This is a genomic window from Pseudomonas huaxiensis, from assembly GCF_003231275.1.
In the GTDB taxonomy this organism is placed as follows: domain Bacteria; phylum Pseudomonadota; class Gammaproteobacteria; order Pseudomonadales; family Pseudomonadaceae; genus Aquipseudomonas; species Aquipseudomonas huaxiensis.
The window spans coordinates 12,478-29,513 of sequence record NZ_QKVL01000028.1 but is presented as its reverse complement, the minus strand read 5'-3'; the positions used below and the strand labels follow the sequence as shown (position 1 = coordinate 29,513).

15 protein-coding genes are annotated in these 17,036 nt (G+C 63.7%); 10 read left to right on the top strand and 5 right to left on the bottom strand.

The features are described from left to right. Positions 1–48 precede the first annotated feature (48 nt). The 7 genes from DM374_RS23460 to DM374_RS23430 all read left to right on the top strand — a co-directional run bounded on the left by DM374_RS23460 (position 49) and on the right by DM374_RS23430 (position 9,040). Positions 49–438 (top strand): nuclear transport factor 2 family protein, encoded by a 390-nt coding sequence (locus DM374_RS23460; RefSeq protein ID WP_110972018.1) that lies wholly within the window; start codon positions 49–51, stop codon positions 436–438. 54 nt (positions 439–492) lie between these two features. Continuing rightward, positions 493–1,812, top strand: a complete 1,320-nt coding sequence (locus DM374_RS23455) for an alginate export family protein (protein WP_177431596.1) — start codon at positions 493–495, stop codon at positions 1,810–1,812. Between the two features lie 102 nt (positions 1,813–1,914). Next, positions 1,915–2,598 carry a CatB-related O-acetyltransferase gene (locus DM374_RS23450; RefSeq protein ID WP_110972017.1) on the top strand — a complete coding sequence of 228 codons (684 nt, stop codon included), beginning with the start codon at positions 1,915–1,917 and terminating at the stop codon, positions 2,596–2,598. A 152-nt stretch (positions 2,599–2,750) separates the two neighbouring features. Continuing rightward, complete coding sequence (locus DM374_RS23445) at positions 2,751–3,872, top strand: AAA family ATPase (RefSeq protein WP_110972016.1); 1,122 nt, start codon at positions 2,751–2,753, stop codon at positions 3,870–3,872. Then, positions 3,869–4,303 (top strand): bpX5 domain-containing protein, encoded by a 435-nt coding sequence (locus tag DM374_RS23440; protein WP_110972015.1) that lies wholly within the window; start codon positions 3,869–3,871, stop codon positions 4,301–4,303. Before DM374_RS23445 ends, DM374_RS23440 begins: the two co-directional genes overlap by 4 nt. Then, positions 4,303–6,126, top strand: a complete 1,824-nt coding sequence (locus tag DM374_RS23435) for a hypothetical protein (RefSeq protein ID WP_110972014.1) — start codon at positions 4,303–4,305, stop codon at positions 6,124–6,126. Before DM374_RS23440 ends, DM374_RS23435 begins: the two co-directional genes overlap by 1 nt. Further along, positions 6,119–9,040, top strand: a complete 2,922-nt coding sequence (locus DM374_RS23430) for a bpX6 domain-containing protein (RefSeq protein ID WP_110972013.1) — start codon at positions 6,119–6,121, stop codon at positions 9,038–9,040. The genes DM374_RS23435 and DM374_RS23430 overlap by 8 nt, the downstream gene beginning before the upstream one ends. Before the next feature lie 202 nt (positions 9,041–9,242). Here the strand turns inward: DM374_RS23430 and DM374_RS23425 are convergent, their stop codons facing one another. From DM374_RS23425 to DM374_RS23405, 5 genes are all read right to left on the bottom strand, one after another. After that, positions 9,243–10,367 carry a Fic family protein gene (locus DM374_RS23425; RefSeq protein ID WP_110972012.1) on the bottom strand — a complete coding sequence of 375 codons (1,125 nt, stop codon included), beginning with the start codon at positions 10,365–10,367 and terminating at the stop codon, positions 9,243–9,245. 108 nt (positions 10,368–10,475) lie between these two features. Continuing rightward, positions 10,476–12,899, bottom strand: coding sequence for a TonB-dependent siderophore receptor (locus DM374_RS23420; RefSeq protein WP_110972011.1), 2,424 nt, complete (start codon positions 12,897–12,899; stop codon positions 10,476–10,478). Positions 12,900–13,010: 111 nt separating this feature from the next. Beyond that, positions 13,011–13,955 carry a FecR domain-containing protein gene (locus tag DM374_RS23415; RefSeq protein WP_110972010.1) on the bottom strand — a complete coding sequence of 315 codons (945 nt, stop codon included), beginning with the start codon at positions 13,953–13,955 and terminating at the stop codon, positions 13,011–13,013. Continuing rightward, positions 13,952–14,455 (bottom strand): sigma-70 family RNA polymerase sigma factor, encoded by a 504-nt coding sequence (locus tag DM374_RS23410; protein ID WP_110972009.1) that lies wholly within the window; start codon positions 14,453–14,455, stop codon positions 13,952–13,954. Before DM374_RS23410 ends, DM374_RS23415 begins: the two co-directional genes overlap by 4 nt. A 71-nt stretch (positions 14,456–14,526) precedes the next feature. Then, complete coding sequence (locus tag DM374_RS23405; RefSeq protein ID WP_110972008.1) at positions 14,527–15,549, bottom strand: DNA topoisomerase IB; 1,023 nt, start codon at positions 15,547–15,549, stop codon at positions 14,527–14,529. Between the two features lie 376 nt (positions 15,550–15,925). Here DM374_RS23405 and DM374_RS23400 point away from each other — a divergent pair, with 376 nt between their 5' ends. Genes DM374_RS23400 through DM374_RS23390 form a run of 3 tightly spaced genes read left to right on the top strand, consistent with a single transcriptional unit; the run spans position 15,926 to position 16,937 of the window. After that, positions 15,926–16,240: a DUF3077 domain-containing protein gene (locus tag DM374_RS23400; RefSeq protein ID WP_110972007.1), complete on the top strand. Its 315-nt coding sequence runs from the start codon at positions 15,926–15,928 to the stop codon at positions 16,238–16,240. A 42-nt stretch (positions 16,241–16,282) separates the two neighbouring features. After that, complete coding sequence (locus DM374_RS34470) at positions 16,283–16,459, top strand: type II toxin-antitoxin system HigB family toxin (RefSeq protein WP_110972059.1); 177 nt, start codon at positions 16,283–16,285, stop codon at positions 16,457–16,459. A 4-nt stretch (positions 16,460–16,463) separates the two neighbouring features. Continuing rightward, complete coding sequence (locus DM374_RS23390) at positions 16,464–16,937, top strand: helix-turn-helix domain-containing protein (protein ID WP_110972058.1); 474 nt, start codon at positions 16,464–16,466, stop codon at positions 16,935–16,937. Positions 16,938–17,036: the final 99 nt, after the last annotated feature.

Here is a 17,036-nt window from a genome sequence, read left to right as displayed (position 1 = left end):
TGAAACGCCCCTGCGGGGCACCCACCCTTCGACCGAGAGGATTCGAACATGCCTTCTGCTGCCCTGAAAACGTCCCTGCAAGCCCGCCTCGACCTGCTGCAAACCCTGTGGGCTCGCCGCGATGCCGACGCCATCGTCCGCGAGCTGTACACCGACGCCACTGAAATCACCGGCGCCGGCAGCGACGCGCTGTACCACGGTACCGCGCAACTGCGTGAACTGCTCACCGCCCTGGTGACCGACTCCCGCGGTGCCTCGATCCGCATCGACCGCCTCACCGCGCTGGGCGACAGCGCCGCCTACACCTGGGTCACCTGGCGCGTGTTGCCGCTGGAGGGCGAGGCGTTCGCGATGAAGAGCCTGTTCGTCTGGTCGCTGATCGAGGGCCAGTGGCGGGTGATCGCCGACATGTATGCCGAGGGTGAGATCCCCGCCTGAAGCCCCGTCGCCGGCTCCTGCGGGAGCCATTCTCCTTCCTGTTCCGAGACCGTCATGATGCGAAAACAACAACTCCAGGCATCCGTCCCGCTGCTGCTGGCTCTTTCACCCTGGGCGCAGGCGCTGACCCTGTATCAGGATGCCGACAGTGAAATCGCCGCCAGGCTGCAAGGCGCTGCCGGCGTCTTCCACAGCGGCGAAAGCTACGGCCAGACCGGCGAACGCGAACCCGGCAGCGTCAACTGGCAGGAAACCACACTGCAATACGGCATCGACTTCAAGCACCGCACGGCCGGCCTTGGCGAACTCCATGGCGCCCTCGACTGGGTCAGCAGCGCCACCTTCGGCGATGGCGATGCCGCGGGCTGGACGGTCGGCGACGAGCGCACCACGAAAATCGAAAACGCCTGGCTCGGCTGGCGCTCCGCCGACCTGTTTCCGGCCTTGGGCGAGAACGGCCTGGAGCTTTCTGGCGGCCGCCAGAACGTCGTGGTGGGGGACGGCTTCCTGATTTCCGGCGACGCCCTGAACATCGGCCGCGGCATGCTGGACGGCGCGGTCAACCGCGGCGGCGCCTACTACCTCACTGGCCGCAAGGCCTTCGACCAGACCGCCATCCTGCGGTTGGGCGGCGACCAGGGCTGGCGTGGCGACCTGATGTGGCTGAAGTCCGACAACCCGGCCCAGGCCAGCCCTGAGCTGGCGGTTGCGACCCTCGAACACATCGCTGCGCCCGCGACCTTTGGCCTGACTGCCATCACGGTCACCGACACCGACGAGGCCTTGGCCGAACTGCTTTACCCCGAGCGCAAGGGCATGAAGCTTTACAGCGTCCGCACCCAGGGCAACGCCGGCGTCAGCGACCTGTTCCTTGCCGCTGAACACGCCTGGGAGCGCAAGGACGCCGGCAACGAAAACGCCTGGTACCTCGAAGCCGGCTGGACCTTCTCGCAACTGCCCGGCAAACCCAGCGTCAACTACCGCTACAGCCGCTTTTCCGAAGGCTACGACCCGCTGTTCTATGGCAATGGCCGGGCGTTGGGGACCTGGTTCCAGGGTGAGGTCGCGTCCAACTATGCCGGCCCGTTCAACAGCAACACCCGCGTGCACCATCTCGGCGTCAAGGCCGCAGTGAGCGATAGCGTCAACGTGGGTGCGCTGTTCTATACCTTCGACACCCTCGACCCGAGCCTGGGCAATCGCGATGCTCGCGAGCTGGATCTTTACGCGGAGTGGGCTATCGATCAGCACTGGAGCGTGCTGCCGCTGGTGGGCTACTACAAACCCCGGCGCAGCGCGGAGGACGGCGGGAGCCAGTTGGAGACGTCGCGGGGCAATCTTTATGGGCAGGTGTTGCTGGTGTGGAGTTACTGAGCGCAACTGACGGCCCCCGGCTGCATTTCCCGACCTGAGCGACTACCATTACGCCCCCTCGCCGTCAGGTTGGGGGACGTTGAACAACAACAGGAGTCGGGGATGCCCATCGCTGATTGGTACTGGAACCGCTGGATTCGCCGCCAGGGCTGCAAGCTCGGCAGCCGCTTGTCGAAGTTCCACAAGAAGTCCGTGCTCACCCTTGAAGACGGTGTGCGCATGGGCAATGTGCAGGTCGCCAGCCATGCGCTGTCCATCGGTGCTCACACCTACATTCGCGGTGAAGGCCAGTTGCAGTTCGTCGGCGCCATCGGGCGCTTTTGCTCTATTGGCAACGGCGTGGTTATCGGCCAGGAAAAACACAACCATCCCACCGACTGGCTCAGCACCCATCCCTTCCAGTACACCGACACCGACTGGGAATACGATGCCCCCATCGAGATGGCCACCCTCGGCCATGACGTCTGGGTCGGCCATGAAGCGCTGATTCTCGAAGGTGTACACATCGGCACCGGCGCTATCATCGCCACCCGCGCTCTGGTCACTCAGGATGTTCCGCCCTACGCGGTGGTTGCCGGCGTGCCGGCGAGGGTGATTCGCTATCGCTATCCCGAAGAGATGATCGAGCGCCTACTGGCGACCCAATGGTGGGAGCGGGATTTCGAAGAACTGAAGAAGCTGCCGCTGAACGATCCGGCGGCGTGTCTGGAGAGGCTGGAAGGGCTTTCGCCGGCGACCTATCGGCGGCTGGAATTGACGCGCAAGGGCGGACGGCTGCTTCAGTAAAATGCCGTGCCTGCAGTGCACGTCCTCGTGATGATCCGTCGCGACGCGTGGTTGAATTCAGGTAATCAAACGCTCTATCACGGCATTTTCCTTCTTGTGATTACGCCTTTTCCTGAGGCAAGATTCTTCGTTTCAGCTCAGGGAAGGTGCTTATGTCCGCGTCATTGCAGAGCGCTGCCGCACAGATTCGTCAGGCGGTGCGGGTTGCCACCGAGGGGTTGGTGGGGCGGGAGCAACTGGCCGAGCTGATTGTTCTGGCTGCCGTCGCGCAGGAGCACATTCTGGTGGTCGGGCCGCCCGGTACCGCCAAGAGTGCGGTGGTGCGCCGGGTGGCGCAGTGCATGGGCGGGCGCTATTTCGAATACCTGCTCGGACGCTTCACCGAACCCTCGGAACTGTTCGGCACCGTGGACCTGAAAAAGCTGCGCGAGGGCACGGTGGAAACCGACGTCAGTGGCATGCTGCCAGAAGCCGATATCGTCTTTCTCGACGAAGTTTTCCTCGGTTCCACCGCGATCCTCAACACGCTGCTTGGCGTGCTCAACGAGCGCCGTTTCCGGCGCGGTCACACCCAGATCCAATGCCCGCTGCGGGTGTGCGTCGGCGCCGCCAATGGCCTGCCGGACGATGAAGCGCTGGCGGCCTTCGGTGATCGCTTCCTGCTGCACCTGTTCGTCGATTCGGTGCCGGACAACCAGCTCGAAGCGATGCTGTCCGGCGGCTGGCAGTCCGAGCAGCGCCCGGTCCAGCAACTGCTGGGGCTGAGCCAGCTGGATGTGCTGGGCCATGCCCTGAAAGATGTCGATCTCGCGCAGGTTCGTCCCGCGCTGGCCCAGGCCATCCGCCGCCTGCGCGAGGCCGGCGTGCAGCTGTCGGACCGGCGCATCGTCAAGTCCCAGCGCCTGATCGCCGCCGCCGCGTTGCTCAGTGGTCGCACCGAGGCCAGCGAAGCGGACCTGTGGCCGCTGCTGTATGTGCTGCCGACCAAGGAAATTCAGCAGCACGGTCGTGAGGTCCTGCGCGATCTGTTCGCCCAGTCCAGCAACAGCCATTTGTTCAGCGCGGTCGAAGAGGCGACGTTGCAGCCGATGTCGCGGCTCAGCCGTCTCCTGGAAACCGCCGAAGACTACCTCGCCCGCAGCGAACCACCCGCCAGCGCGCAACTGGAAAACCTGCTGCGGGAAATCGACGCCAACTTCAATAGCCAGACCATGCCGGCCCAGTTGCAGGACGTTCGTGGCCGCGTGACCCGCCTGCTGACCAGCGCCGTATGAACGCCCCGCTGATGAGCTGGGGCTGGCGACCGCGTTCCGTGGCCGCTGCGCCCCAGGCGGCGGTGGGCTGGGGCGATGCGGCGCGGCGCCTGCATGCGCGACTGGCGGCGTTGCCCGAGGAGCAGGCGGCGCGGCTGCAAGCCACGGCCAATCGCGATGTGCTGGTGGTGTGTGGCGCGGCCGACGATTTGCCCTGGGTCGAGGGCGTCGAATATGCCGCCACCGATGAGCGCGCGCCCGGCCTGTGGCTGCCCACCAGTTGGGAACCCGAAGTGCCGCTGGACCTGCTCGGCCAGGCGCTGTCGCGCGCCTTTTCCCGCGCGCCGCTGTTGCTCTGGCGTGAGCCGCAGGCGGTGGTGCCCCTTGATCGACAACTGCCGCTGACGTCGCAGCATTTGCAGCGCATCGCCGCGCACTGGACGGGCCGCTGATGCAATTACCCGATTCGCTGCAACCGTGGCGGCAATGGCTGACCTGGTTCGCCCCCGAGCACCTGCCGTTGTTCGCCGATTTGCTCGGTCGCCTGAATCCGATCCTCGGTCCATGGCGCGGCCTGCAACAAGGCGGCGTGCCCGAACCTGACGGCCTGGGCGACCTGCAGCGTCGCGGCTCCTACGAGCGCCTGCTGTCCAGCGAATGGCTGCTGGCGGGCGAGGTGCCGGAAGAATTCCTGCGCCGGGCGGTGTCCGGCGAGCACATGTTCCTCGCGCCACACTATGAGGCGCGGCAGGCCAGTCGCCTGATCGTCGTGCTGTTCGATGCCGGTCCGCTGCAACTGGGCGCGGCGCGGCTGGTGCACCTGGCCTTGCTGATGTTGCTGGCGCGCCGCGCGCAAGAAGCGGGGGCCGAATTGCGCTGGGGCATCCTTCAGGATGCGCCGCAGTTGCGACCCTTCGATGGCGCGGCGCAGCTCAAGGCATTGCTCGCCGCGCGCACCTGGAGCGTGGTCAGCGAGGAACACTGGCAGACCTGGCGTCACTGGCTCGGCGAACAGTCGCAACCGGCCGGCGAGTGCTGGCTAGTGGGACAGCGCCTGCCTGCCAGCGACCGCCAGTTCTGCTCCCACCGCGTGCACTTGCACCGTAGCCTCGACGGCCAAAGCCTGAGTTTCGAATTGCTGGCGGGCAGCCAACGCCGGGTGTCGCTGCCGATCCCCGAGGAGCGTTCGGCACTGCAATTGCTCAAGGGCCAATTCGAAGGCGAGGTGGTTGCCGCACCGGTCAAAGGCGCCGTGCCGCGTGTCGCCCAGACCCTCGCGCCGATCATCTCCAGCCACGGTGGCCATGTGGCGCTCAGGCTGCTCGACCAACCCGGCATGGTGGTCATCAAGCTGCCGGCGCATCACCAGAAAAAGGGGCTGGAAGTGCGCACCTCGGTCTGGAGCGGCAGCTCGTCGCCGCTGGGGATCACCTTCCTCGGGCGCTCCATTGGCGCGGTGTTGAGCGAGGGGGATCAACTGCGCTTCTGGCACATGAGCGGCCTGAGGGCAGTGGACAAACCAAGCCGCGATCAACTGCAACTGCCGCCCGGCACCGCCACGCTGCTGCCCACCGTCTGGATTCGTAACAGCACCGCCAGCCGCCTGCTTCTGCTGGACAGCAAAGGCCATCTGGCGAGCTGGTCCATCGCGGGCAAAACCGGTGCCGTGCCCGATAACGGCAAGACCCGTTACCTGGCGGACGACGTGATGGCGGTGGCCAAGGTCGATGAGGATGCCATGGCTTACGTGCGCCGCGACGGCAGCCAGTTGTATGCCAGCGCCGTAGGTGTTTCGGGTGTCGTGGGGCCGTTCATGGTGGGCCCGGCCAAGGACGTCACCCAAGTGCTGTTCATCGCCGGCTGGCCGTGGCGCGTGGGCTTCGGCGGCTGCGCGTTGTGCTCGGTCGAGAACGGCAGCGAGCGCTGGACGGTGATGACCGCCAGCAGCTTCCCCGTGCGGTCGGAGCGCATCGAACTGGCCCCCGGCTGGAGGGGCATCGGCCTTCGACAGCGCAAGGAAGAACACCATTGCGCCCTGGTGCTGCTGGGCCCGAACCAGCGCAGCGTCGCCCTCTATGAAGAGGGCAAACAGCGGGTGCTGTTCACCACCAGCGAAGAAATCGTGCGCTACAGCTACTGCCCGATGACCGAGCTGATCGCCGTCCTCACCAGCGCCCGCGAGCTGTTGGTGTACTCGCTGGCGCAAGGCAGATTGCGGCTGCAGGTGAGCTGCAACCAGACACCGGAAACCACAAGGATGCTGTCGGGTGCTTGATGACAACGTGGCGTTGATTCGCCGCCCGGTGTTGACCGGGCACCAACTGATCGACGGCCTGTGGCTGCCCCGCGAGCGCTTCGATGAACGCGCGGCGGCGCGGCTGATCCTGAGTCAGTGGCAGATCGGCGCCAGTGCCTGGCGCTTTACCGATGGCGACCTGTTGCGCTTGCGCCAGCCGCTGTCGGTGCACTGCGAAACCCTGACCGGCTGGCCGCTGATTCGTCAGGGCCGCGCCCTGTGTTCCGCGCTGCTCAGCCCCGAAGAAATCCGCACGATGCCAACGGCGGACCTCTGGCTGGTACGCGGCAGCCACGTCGAGGCCCTGCACCTGCGCGACGCCGAAGTGCTGGCGCCGGAGCAATGGATCGATATCAGCGGCTACACCCTGCTGGACACTTACGACTGCCGCAGCACGCTGGCGGAACCGGATCTCGATCTGCTGACGCCGTCCGCCGACACCCGGGAAATCTTCGGCGACGCGCTGGCGCCGGTCAGCCCGGAGCGGGAAGGGGTGATGAACGCCCTGCAGGCGCGGCAGCAGAAAGCGCAGGCCCAGCCGAAAGCCTCCGCCGAGGCAGCGGGTAAAGATGAGTGGCAGCGTCCTGATTCGACATCGTCCGTCTGGCCGAAGCTGGGGGTGGCCATCGCGATCATCATTGCCCTGCGCTGGTTGAGCGGTGGTAGCGTCAGCTCACCGTCGGCCAACGATGCGGACACCTGGAACGCGATCCTCAAGATGATCGCCGCGACGCTCATCGGCGCAATCGTGGTGACGCTGCTGTTGGCGGCGGTGCGCGCGTTGCTGCAACGCAGGCCCGGTGCACAGCCGACGTCACATCCCCAATCGCCGGGAACGGCGAACGCATTGGCCAAGCCCCCAGCGCTTCCAGACCGCGCGACCCCAACGCAATCCCGCCCCGCCTTGTGGCGCCGCCTGCTGACCCGCCTCACCCTCAATTCGCGCTTGTCGGCCCTCTACGGCAAGCGTCAGGCCGATTACATGCGGCGCATGCTCGAGATGTTCGAGAACGGCGATTTCCAGGAAGCCCTGCGTCACGCCATCCCTCTCGGCGACGAACAGGGCCCCAGCGAACAGGCGTTCGGCGCGCCCAAGCGCCGCGACGACCTCAGCCTCAACGGCCAACGCGGACCGGCGCGAAGCATGCTCATGGAAGAGGGCATGGACGACCACCTGCGGAAAATCTACCGTCACTCGTTCGAGCGCCTGGACCGCGAAGGCCGGATCGACGAAGCGGCCTTCGTCCTCGCCGAACTGCTCAAGGCCCGCCAGGAAGCCCTCGACTATCTGGAAACCCACGGCCGACACACCCAGGCCGCTGAGCTGGCCCTCGCTTGGGACATGGCGCCGGCGATGATCGTGCGCCTGCTGTGTGCGGCGGGTGACTGGCAGCGTGCGATTCTCGTGGCCCGCCGCGACGATGCCTTTGCCGACGCCGTGGCCTTGCTACAGGAAAAGTGGCCGGAAAGCGCCGACCGCCTGCGCCTGGAATGGGCCGAAGCCCTCACCGGCAAAGGCCTCTGGCTGCAAGCCGTCGACGTGATCTGGAGCCTGCCCGCCGAGCGCGAGCGCGCCGCGCAATGGCTGCTTAACGCCGAAGCGGCGGGCGGCCAGTTGGCGATTGGTGCGCTGGTCAAGCGCGCCATCCTGTTACCCGACACGCTCGATGCCTACAGCGACTGGGTCGAGCAACTGCGCGACGACCCCAGGCGCCATGCCGAACGCGGCGTGCTGGCCCGCGCTCTGCTGGAGCACAAAACCCGTGGCGGCGCGCTGGCGTGGCTGGCTGGCGCGATTGCCAATGCCGTTGTCGCCGACCAGGCGGGTGGCAACGGCCACCTGACGCAGGATCAGCTCAAGACCCTGATCAAAATGAGCAAGGACAGTCTCCTGCTCAACGACCTGCCCAACAAAGTTCCGCCGCGCGCAACGCAGGTGCCGCTGGACAGCGTCGACGTCGCGCAGGAATGGACCGCCCCGGAGCTGGGCAGCCGGCCGATCGTCGACGTCGTGCCGCTCGACGACCAGCGCTACCTGATCGCCCTCGGCGAGGCCGGCGCGGCGGTGATCGACGCCCAGGGCAAGACGCTCTTCCACTTCCCCGTGCCTGCCCAGGCCATCGTTATCGGCCACAGCCGTCAGGTTGCGCTGGTGGTGGCCAGGCGCAGTGATGTCTGGCGCGTCAGCAAACTCGATCTGGTCAACCGCAGCGCCCTTGACCTTGGCGTGTTGCGCTTCGACGTTTTCGCCCGCTCGTTCGACGGCACCGGCTGGACCATTGGCCGCGACCACCAGTTGCGGGTGGTTGATGCCGATCGCGACTTCACCACCTTGTGGCATGTCAGCGACTTGCCGGGCCGCGTGCTGGCGCTCAAAGAAGACGAACACAACGAATCCCTCTGGCTGCACGGCGCCGATGGCAGCGGCCACGTGTGGCATTACCGTTTGCCTGAACGGCGGCTGGCGGGCAACGACGCGCTGCCGGGGCTGAAGCATGAAAACAGCTTCCTGCTGCTGACGGCCGACGGCGACGTTACCGAAGTGGGCCTCAAGCTCAAACCCGGCGCCGACGCGATTCTGGTGCTGGAACGCCAGGGCAACCGCAAGGGCTATCGGCTGCCCGGTTTCGAAGAAAACTGGCCGACAGAGACGCCGCTGAACCTCACCCTGTCTGGGTCGTGGCTGGTCGTTTGTTATGCCCTGGCTGGCGAAGACACGCGGGTGCACTTCATCCATCGCAGCAGCGACCGACTCTGCGCCAGCCTCGACTGGCCGGCGGCGGACGTGCAGGTCCGGTGCGTGGGAAGTGACTGGATGCTGTTTGACGGGCAGGGACGGCTGAGCCATATCAGTGTGGTGGAGGGGTGGCAGAGGAATGTGGTGGTGAATTGAGGAGGTGGTGTCCGACCTGGCAACAGTTCAACGGTCCCATGCAATCTGTGGGAGCTGGCTTGCCAGCGATGGCGTCCGTACCAGCAACAACGTTGTTCCGACGGGCCTCATCGCCGGCAAGACCGGCTCCCACAGTTTCATCCGCACCAGACACTGAAATTACATTTCCCGGCAATAGCGCCGTTGCTGACCGCTGAATGACTCACCCTTCCACAACCCGATACCGCGTACTCCGCCCCCCGCCTTCCAGTTTTTCCAGCAACCCCTTTTCCAGCAAATCCGCCAGATGCCGCGTCGCCGTCGCTTTGCTCACCTTCGCCACCGCCTGATACTGCGCGGCGCTGATGCCGTGTTCGAAGCCCTTGGCGCCGCCGTCCAGCAGTCGATTGAGCACCTTCAACTGCTCCGCCGACAGCGGTGTCAAACGATGCGCCTGCCAGAACCGCGCTTTGTTCAACACACGATCGATGGTGCCCAACGCCTGATTCATGGCCGCCAACAGCGTTTGTAGAAACCACATCAGCCAGTCAGTGATATCCACCGTGCCCTTCTGGCTCTGTTCCAGGATGCGGTAATAGCCTGCGCGGTTGTCGAGAATGCTGGCGGACATGGCGTAGAAGCGGATCGCCTGCTGTTCGCCCTGGGCCAGGGCCAGGTCGGTGAGGGCTCGGGTCAGCCGGCCGTTGCCGTCGTCGAAGGAATGCAACGTCACGAACCAGAAATGTGCCACGCCCGCGCGCAGCAGTGGATGCAGCGCGTGCGAGTCACCATTGAACCAGTCGAGGAAACGCTCCAGTTGCGTTTCCAGCCCTTCGCGGGGCGGGGCTTCGAAATGCACCGTGGGCCTGTCCAGTCTGCCGGATACCACTTGCATCGGCTCATCGCCGCGCAACTCGCCTACCCGCAGCGAGCGTTGTGCCAGTGCAGCGTCCTGGTTCGGAAACAGCAGGTTGTGCCAGTGCAGCAGGCGCTCCTGCGTCAGTGGCTGTTCCGGGTGTTGGATGGCGTTCAGCATCAACTCGGCAAGACCTTCGCTACGCGGGCTGGTCTGGCTTGTGTCCACCTCGTCCACGCCCAGGCGCCGCGCCAGCGATGAGCGCACCGATCCCGCATTCAGCGTTTCGCCCTCGATGGCGGATGAGGTGATGATGTTCTGCAACAACGCATCGAGCATGCTTTGCCGGCTCTGCTCGTCGCCCACCGCCCCCATCTTTCCCGCCAGCAAGCCTTGCTCATGCACGCACTGGCGCAGCAACTCGCCGAGCTGATCCGCCTGCCAGTGAAAGGCCGGCCATTGCGGTTGTTGCCAGATCCAATGGGGTGTCATGGGAAACCTCTGAGCCGAATATGGAATCTATTCGGCTCATTTTGTGAGCCGAATAAGCAGTGTATTCGGCTCACGCGGAATCACAAGGCCGCTTTTTACGCGTCGAGATCAGAAATCCCAACGAGTCGTCACCATCACATTTCGCGGATCGCCGTAGTACGCCGAGTCGTAGAAACCGATGTTGGTGAAGTACTTCTTGTCGAACAGGTTGTTGACGTTGACCGTCGCCGACAGGTTTTCCGTGAACTGGTAGCGGGCCATCAGGTCCACCAGCCAGTACGGGTCCTGGGTGAATTTCTCGTACCGCCCGGCGCGGTTGTCGTAACCCCAGTTGTACACCGTCTGCCAGCCGGCGCTCTGCCAGCGCGCGCCGCCGCCAACCGTGAGCTTGTCGAGGCTGCCCTTCAGTTTGTAGCTGGTGTAGAAGCTGACCTGGTCTTCCGGCTCCCAGGTCGCGACCTTGTCGCTGTCATCGTTGCGGCTGACCTTGTGGGTGTAGCCCGCCTGCAACTGCCAGCCTGGGCTGAGCTCGCCGGAAATCTCCGCTTCGTAGCCCTTGGTCTTGGTCTTGGTGCCCACGTAGGAGTACTCGGCGCCCGGCGTGGAGTTGAACAGGGTGTCGGCGATCGGACGGTTTTCTTCGTGGACTTCGAAGTAGGCGAGGCTGGAATTCAGGCGGCCGTCGAAGAATTCACCCTTGAGCCCGAACTCGTAGTTTTTCCCTTCATTGGGATCGAGCATCTTGCGTGTGCGGTCGCGGTATTGGGTCTGCGGCTGGAAGATCTCGGTGTAGCTGGCGTAGGCGGAGAAATTGTCGTTGAGGTCGTAGACCAGCCCGGCGTAAGGCACGACCTTGCCACTTTCCTGGGTGTCGCTGGTGCCGGTGACCTGGTAATTGGCGATCCGCGAACCGAGCAACAGGTGCAGGTCATCCATCAGGCTGAAGCGGCCGGTGAGGTAGGTACCGGTCTGCCGGGTGGTCTCGTCGTTGATCTTGGTCGGCTGGTTCCACAGCGGTTCGATGGCTTCACCGTGCCACTGGTAGAAGTCGTAAGAGTTGTCGAAGTAAGTGGCGTTGGAGAAGTCCTTGCCCTTCCATTTGGAGATGGACAGAGACTGGCCGATCACCAGCTCGTGTTCACGGCCAAACAGCTCGAATGGCCCGCTGGCGTAAGCGTCGAGACTGTCGCTGGTGGTTTCGCCGGTGTACTTGCGGGCGTAGATCGAACTGGCCGTGGCTGAATCCTGGGAGATGTAGCCCAAGGGTGCGTCGTAGCCGTTGATCTGGTGGTTGTACTGGCCTTTGGCGACCCAGCCATTATCGAAGTTGTGTTCCAGCGTGGCGAACACCGTGCGGCTGTACTGCTCCCAACTGCTCCATTTCGGGCCGTTGTTGAAAGCGCGGGGCAGGTCGAGTTTGTTGCCGACCGCATCGAAGATGGTGCGGGTGCCGGTCCAGCTCGAGCCTTTGGGCTCGCTGTCCTGATAGTCGGCGCCCAGGGTCAGCAGGGTATCCGGGCTCAGGTCCACCTCAAGAATGCCGTAGTAGACCTCGGTCTTGCGCGAGTAGTGGTCGAGGAAGGATTTCTTGTCCTGATAGGCCGCCACTGCCCGGCCGCGCACGTTGCCGGTGTCGGTCAGCGGGCCGCTCACGTCGATCTGCGTGCGGTAGTTGTCCCAGGAGCCGGCGCCGACTTCGATGCTGCTCTTGAAGTCGGACGTGGGCTTCTTGCGAATCAGGTTGATGGTGCCGCCCGGGCCGCCTGCGCCGGTCAGCAGGCCGGTGGCGCCCTTGAGCACTTCGACGCGGTCGTACAGGGCCATGTCCGTCAGCGTCTGCCCGGCCGAGTACTGGGCGTCACGCAGCGTCGGCATGCCGTCGTACTGGAAGTTGACGATGGAGAAGCCGCGAGAATAGTAGTTGGTACGTTCGGTGTCGTAGGTCGAGACCGTGATGCCCGGCGTGTGGCGCATCACGTCATCGATGGCGGTCAGGCCGAAATCGTCCATCACCTGGCGAGTCACCACCGAAATCGACTGCGGCGTCTCCCGCGGCGTCAGCACCAGGCGCGTGGCCGTGGCGATGGTGCCGGGGGTGTACGAGCCGCTGCCTTCGGTGATGGTGCCCAACTGGTTCGACGTCACCTCGGTGGCGCCCAGCTCCAGCGTCGCAGATGCCTGGCTTGCGACCAGCACATAACCGCCGTTGCCCTGGCGCTCGGCCTGCAGGCCGCTGTTGACGAGCAGGCGCGCCAGACCCTCATCGACGCTGTACGCGCCGTCGAGCCCGTTGGTGGTGAGGTTGCGCGTCTGCTCGGTGTCGAACGAAACCGTCACCCCGGCCTGCACGCCAAACTGGGTCAGGGCGTTGCCCAGCGGGCCCGCATTGATCTGATAAGTGCCCTGGCTCTGCGCCATGGCCTGGGCCGGCAACAGCGCGAGGCCCGGCAGCGTGGCGAGGGACGCACCCAGCACCGCGAGGCGAACCGCGCGGCTTATCCTGGTCGTGCTGATGAGGGGGGACTGACGCATGGATGATCCTTCCGTTGTAATGGCAGAAACTCGCTGTGATCGCGGCGTATGTCATTGACGGATGAGAATCAAAATCAGCAAGGTCGCGGACAGACTATTTGCAACAACGGCTCAAACCGCCTCGATGCTGACCCAATAGCGCGTCAGATAACGGACCTGCACCGGTAGGGTTCGTCCGAGGTTTTCCAGGATCGTATCGGTGTCGTCGACGCGGAACGCGCCGGAAATGCTCAAGCCGCTAACCGCTGCCGCACAGCGCAGCACGCCGGGGCGATAGCGCTCCAATTCTTCGATGAAATCGCCCAGGCGCCAGTCGTTCACGCTGAGCATGCCCTGGGTCCAGGCGCTGGCGCCGGAGGGCAGCGCGGTGATCGCACTCACCTGCGCGAAATCGAAGCTGGCCTGCTGCCCGGCGTTCAGCCGCGACACTCGCTCGGGATAGTCGAGCGGACGCAGCTCGACCGCATCCTCCAGCACGCCGACCCGCGTGCGCCCGTCCAGTTGCCGCACGCAAAAGCGTGTGCCGAGGGCGCGCACGCTGCCGTCTTCGGTGTGGACGATGAACGGTCGTTGGGCCGGGTCCTTGGCGGTCTGGATCATGATCTCGCCGCGCAGCAACTGCACCCGCCGCTGCTGCCCGTCAAAGTGGATATCCACCGCGGAGTTCACGTTCAAGTGCAACTGCGAGCCGTCTTCCAGATGCAGCGCGCGACGCTCGCCAGAACCCGTGCGTTGCTGCGCGAGCATCGCCCGATACGGCACCTGCTCGCTGACCAGCCAGGTGCCGCCGACGGCGACCAGCATGCCGAGCACCTTCAACACATCCCGCCGTTGAGCCTGCGCCGCGCTCAAACCGGAGAGGGCGGCTTTCGGCGAGACTTGCGCCCATTGCTGTTGCAGCAATTCCACCCGGGCCCACGCCGCCGCGTGCTGCGGGCTGGCCCGCAGCCACGCCTGCCAGACCAGGGTTCGCGCCTCGTCGCGGGTGCCGTCATTGAGCTGCACGTACCAGGTGGCAGCGGCCTCAAGCACCGCGAGGTCTGGCGTGCTGCTCATGCGGGCTCGACCAGCAACAGGCAGCGGGTCATGGCGCGGATCAGATGATTCTTCACCGTGGTCACCGACACCTCGAAGCGCTCGGCGGCGGCCGCGTAGGTCAGCCCTTCAAGCTGCACCGCGAGAAAAATCTCCCGGGTGCGGCTGCCCAGCTCATCGAGCATCGCGTCGATCGACATCAGCATCTCGATGATCGACAGCCGTACCTCCGGCGACACCTCCACTGGCTCCGGCCGCAGCGCCAGGGCTTGCAGATAGGCCTGCTCGATGGTGCGGCGGCGTGACTTGTCGATCAGCAGAGAATTGGCGATGGCGCTCAGGTACCCGCGCGGCTCGCGGATCGGCCCGGCATTGCGGGCGGTCATCACCCGGATGAAGGTGTCCTGCGCCAGATCGGCCGCATCGGCGGTGTTGCCCAACCGAACCCGCAACCAGCCCTTGAGCCAACCGTTGTGCTCGCTGTACAGCCGATGAAGCGCCGAATGATCAAGTGCCGACATGGGAAGGTGCCAGAGCGTTAATGGTAATCGGTCGCATTATCTTGGCGGGTGGGGTTGTGCGCAAGGGGCGTTTATCCGGCGCTGGCGGACAGCTTCTCCAGAAAGCGCATCAACAGACTCTCTTCATCCCGCAGCCCCTTGCGCGCGGCGGCCAGGCGCAGATTGCCCAATTCTCCGGCATGAAAGGCCGCGATCAGCGCCGGGTGGATGTAGCACTTGCGGCAGACGGCTGGAGTATTGCGCAGCTCGGTCGCCACTTCCGTGACCATCGCCACCACATGCTTTTTCGCCGTGCTTTCAGGCTGCCATTCCAGCTCGCGCAGCAGGGTCAGCGCCAGAGCGCTGCCGGCCCAGGTGCGATAGTGCTTGGCGGTGAACTCGGCACCGGTCAGCTCCTGCAGGTAGCGATTGATATCGCTGGACGTCACGCTGTGGCGCTCGCCGTTTTCATCCAGGTACTGGAACAACTGCTGCCCGGGCAGTTCCAGACAGCGCTTGATGATCCGCGCCAGCCGCCGGTCATTCACGCTGACCTCATGCTCGATGCCGCTCTTGCCGCGAAAGTGAAAACGGATCGTGCTGCCGCTCACCTCGACATGCCGATTGCGCAGCGTGGTCAGCCCGTAGGAGCGATTCTCCTCGGCGTACCGGGCGTTGCCGATGCGGATCAGCGTGTCATCGAGCAACAGGATCACCGTGGCCAGCACCTTCTCCCGGCTGTGCAGCGGCAGGGCGAGGTGTTGCTGCAAGGTTTCCCGCAGCGCCGGCAGCGCCTTACCGAAGGCCAGCAGACTGGCGTACTTGTCCGCGTCGCGCACCTCGCGCCAGCGCGGGTGATAGCGGTACTGCTTGCGCCCCCGCGCATCGCGGCCGGTGGCTTGCAGATGACCGTTGGGGTCGGCGCAGATCCACACATCGGTGTAGGCGGGCGGCACCGCGAGCGCGTTGATACGCGCCACCACCTCGGCATCACGGATGCGCTCGCCCTGGCTGTCGAAGTACGCGAACTTACCGCGCAGCTTGCGCCGGCGGATGCCGGGGAGGGTGTCGTCCACGTAATGCAGGCCGGCGGGAAGGGCTTGGAGTTCGCTCACGTCGAGGGCCTGTGGATTTTCAGTTGTCGATACTGGATTAGCCCGGTTGGCGGGGGATTTAGTTCCGTGTGTTTCAACAGGGCGGTGCGGGGGAAGGGTGTCCTTGCCTCGTTGGGGGATGGGCTGTAGGCTTTCGCGGTCGCTGCGTATCAGCGATCGGGTTTGGTCGCCCGGCTTGTCAAAAATGCAAAAGCTGTCTTTCACGAATACGGTCGCTTCGCGTCCGTAGGCTCGTGCTATGGCGGCTGTGCGCGGGAGGCATTCGTGCCTGCTGGGTTTTGCCTTTTTGTCCCGGTCGACCAACCCGCGTACGGTCGTCACCAATCTGTTTGGTCGCAGGTGGTGATGGCTTCATCGACAGAAAAGGAAATTCATCATGACGAAGATCGTTCCAGATCCACCGCAAGCCTTCCTCGGCAAAACGGCTGCCCTCGTTTTTGGGCAGTGCAATGCCGGCCACCCGCCCTTGTTCACTGTCCGCGCCGATATCGACGCAGAAGACGCCCTGGTCCACGCCTCGCTACTCATGCAAGGCATCTACGACACCCTCCAGCAAACCTTCGAAAACGCAGACCTGCCCATCAGCAACGGGCTCCTGCTGGCGCCGATGCATTCGGCGGAAATGGCGAAAGGGCTGGTGGACGCGGTGTTGGACGGGATTGAGATGAGGCGGTTGGGGGTGAGTAGTTAGAAGCCCGCTGATGAAGGCTCGCCGTGAGGCGGGCCTTTTGGCATTTGGCGATACGATATCAAGGGAAATGAGTGTCTGCTTATTGCATGGATTAACCCGCGAAATCGCATCGCTTATATAAAAGAAATTCTCTCGCATGCTGAATATGACAATGATGCAAGAGTGATGCTAAGTAGGTGTCAGGATGATCTACTATTTGTATTGGTGCGATATAGGTGATGAAATGACACTTGATAAGATCGAAGCCACTGGACTAGATTTCCTCATAGCTAACATTTCACCAATGCTTGATGGTCTAAACGATCAGATGGCTACGCTTTCTCAACTTTTTTCTACATGTCACGACCCCATTGAAAGTGATGAAGACTTGAAGGGGCGGATGGCGATAATTGATGAGCTTTATTCACACGCAGACAGTGAGCATCATGCCGCTGCGCGCCTTGCGGAGTTGGTTACTGATCGGGTGTATGAGTACGAAGCTGAAACAGTGTTGATCCCTTACTCCTCTCAATCGGAAGCATTGGCCTTTCTGATTTCGGATAGAGGTGTGAAGCAAAAAGATTTGTCTGGTATAGCAACCCAAAGCGCGGTTTCAGAAATTCTGAACAATAAGAGAAAAATGACGGTTGCGCAGATAAAAGGCTTCTCTGAATTTTTCAAAGTTCCAGTTGAGTTTTTTATGCAGGGTTCAGTCTGATTGTTTATGGGGTATTGATGAGATAAATGGCGAATTTTTGAGCTGTGATAACGGGAAAAAGTTTTTCATCAGTAAGCCTGACCTCCACCTTGCGGTAGG